The sequence below is a fragment of the Myxacorys sp. genome (assembly GCF_059501405.1).
The window spans coordinates 1-2,301 of sequence record NZ_JCACCM010000062.1; the positions used below are offsets into that span (position 1 = coordinate 1).

Sequence of the window (2,301 nt, forward strand, 5' to 3'; positions counted from 1 at the left end):
AACTTGAAAGGTCATGTTAGCTACCTTTGTTTTTATTTCCCGACAACTCTAATATTGTTGCTTTTTGATCGTCACCACCACTTCATCGAGATGCCATCTGTCCGTGATGTAGGGGCGTTTGCGCCGAAGCTGATTCGCATATCGCTGTCCGAATTTCTGACACCACTCTCGAATCGTTTCGTAGGTGACTTTCACCCCCCGATACAGCATCATTTTCTCGATATCCCGGTAGCTCAAGGGAAAAGTGTAGTAGAGCCAAACGCAGTAGCTAATAATTTCGCCAGGGAATCGATGACGGGAATACATCGGCAAGTCGGTGCGATCAACGTTGAACCAGTACGATTATTCTACATTCCGGTTAACCTGACATTACCTGCTGTAGCTCAACATGGCAGGCGGTTCAGCTTTCGAGCGAGAATAACTATATGTCTTCTAGATTAAGCTATTGCCGATTAAGTCTAATAATTAGTGTTGCCCAATAGAATGACATAATTATCGGATGACGACAGTTAATCTGTCACTGACCCGATTTAGTAGCTAGAGGAAACACGACAGCTAATTTGTCATAAATTTGCAACACGACAGCTAATTTGTCACAAGATTATAGTGCTTGAAAGCCTTCAAAAATGTGCTACTTCCCCCGAAACTCCTGCTGGATAGGAAATATAGCCTGACGACACTAATTTGTCACGGCGACATTCAATTAGTCACTGTACATTTGATCTGCGATCTTACGGAGTTTGGCAGAGCCATTTTTCCCAAAGTTGCGCTTTGCGCTAATCGTTCCTAGTGTAGATCCAGAAATTGTAAATATCCCTAAAACCTTTACACCTTATGGCTTACAGCTATTCATAACTCAGAACAACTAATGACAGCATTCGCAACTGCTGCCTCTGACAGCAAGCCAAATTCGCTAAAACGGCAGTCTGAACAGGCACGGCTTGTTGTGGATAGTTTGCAGTTAGAAATAGCCCAACGTCCGTTCAAACTATTTTCGCTTCCTCACAGCCCACACCCTTCTACAATAATTGAGATAACACACCCCCTATTTTTTCCATGTCTCAACTTACGCTCAATTTGGTTGAAGGTTCTGTGTCATTTGGCTTTTCGCTAGAAGCCGCTCAAGATCTAAAATCTGCCCTGATGCAGTTGATGGAAAGCTTGAAAGCAACTGCGACCACAACGGCTCCCGGCAGTAAAGCGGCGGCGCGAGAACCGATCGAGTATCGGCACACCGGAGATGTATTTTTAGAAATTTTTTGTAATCCCAACATTTGGGCGTCTCCGTTTGCCGCAAAGGTATTAGTCACTCTGAGAGATGATCGCATTCGCCTTAGCACCGAAGCTGAACTGACTCGCGTCGTCGAAGACGTGAATCACTATCTCGAAGCGAATTCATGAGATCTACGATCGTCTGGTTTCGTCGAGGTTTACGAATCAGTGATCATGCTCCGTTGCATCGCGCCGTGTCACGGCTCCCGGCAGATCCGATAGTCAAGTTTGGTTGCGCTGCATTATTCCAAACGCCACCCATGCAGGTGGCGTTTATGCTGGAGTGTTACGATCGCGCAGGTTTCGAGCGATAGTCAGCCTAAATATCCCAGATTGGGAATGCAGCAGAAGTTTCTGCCTTACCATTCTCAATTGGGACTTAGGTAGAACGTTTCAGTCTAATAGTTAGCTTGCTTTATTTGTGGCTTAGAGCAGTACTTCAAGGCTACCTATTAGTATCTAAGTCAAGCTACCACAAGATTTATAGGTCGTTTGTCCTACATGGGTTTTGAAATTGTAGAGTTTAGCGTATTGCAAATCTTCAAAGTTCCGATTGTTGCGATCGCTTGTTCTGCTGAAAACACGGCTTGAAAACTCTTGCCACCGCTACATTGAAACGGATAGGCTTTCTGCTGTTGCGCCCAAGCAGGCAATACGGCTGTAACTGCTGTTAAAACCGTTAATGCATTTATTCTTAAATTCACAATCGATTGTTACACCTCTCTATTTAACTTACATGTCTTAACCTACATTACATAGTGATGCAGAGTTGTTAAAGAAAGTTCAGCATTCAAATTAACCTTCACAACCATCGCTGCTATCGACGATTAAAATAGGCACACTATCCGCTTCGCTGGGATGATTCGCTTCTTGAGATTAAGAGCCTAGCCGAAAACCTGAATTGCCCGCACCACAATGCAAGCACACGATAAATGGAGCATTGCTAAGTAGTGTTCTGGCTTCTTCTCCCAGCGGATGGTCGTGTTCTAGACATGGGGATTCATCAGTCAAACCGCCCGTCCAAATTCA

Annotated in this window: 4 protein-coding genes; 2 read left to right on the forward strand and 2 right to left on the reverse strand. The window is 44.5% G+C overall.

What is annotated here, in order from left to right; translation table 11 throughout:
- Positions 1–48 precede the first annotated feature (48 nt).
- A complete protein-coding gene (locus AC5I6P_RS06445) occupies positions 49–306 on the reverse strand; it encodes a transposase family protein (protein WP_495692927.1) in 258 nt (85 codons plus the stop codon).
- A 750-nt stretch (positions 307–1,056) separates the two neighbouring features.
- On the opposite strand from AC5I6P_RS06445, the gene AC5I6P_RS06450 reads away from it, so the two are divergent.
- Positions 1,057–1,401, forward strand: a complete 345-nt coding sequence (locus AC5I6P_RS06450) for a hypothetical protein (protein ID WP_495692928.1) — start codon at positions 1,057–1,059, stop codon at positions 1,399–1,401.
- Complete coding sequence (locus AC5I6P_RS06455) at positions 1,398–1,586, forward strand: deoxyribodipyrimidine photo-lyase (protein ID WP_495692929.1); 189 nt, start codon at positions 1,398–1,400, stop codon at positions 1,584–1,586. Before AC5I6P_RS06450 ends, AC5I6P_RS06455 begins: the two co-directional genes overlap by 4 nt.
- Before the next feature lie 183 nt (positions 1,587–1,769).
- Here AC5I6P_RS06455 and AC5I6P_RS06460 read toward each other — a convergent pair whose 3' ends face one another.
- On the reverse strand, positions 1,770–1,976 hold the full coding sequence (locus tag AC5I6P_RS06460) for a hypothetical protein (protein ID WP_495692930.1): 207 nt from the start codon (positions 1,974–1,976) through the stop codon (positions 1,770–1,772).
- Positions 1,977–2,301: the final 325 nt, after the last annotated feature.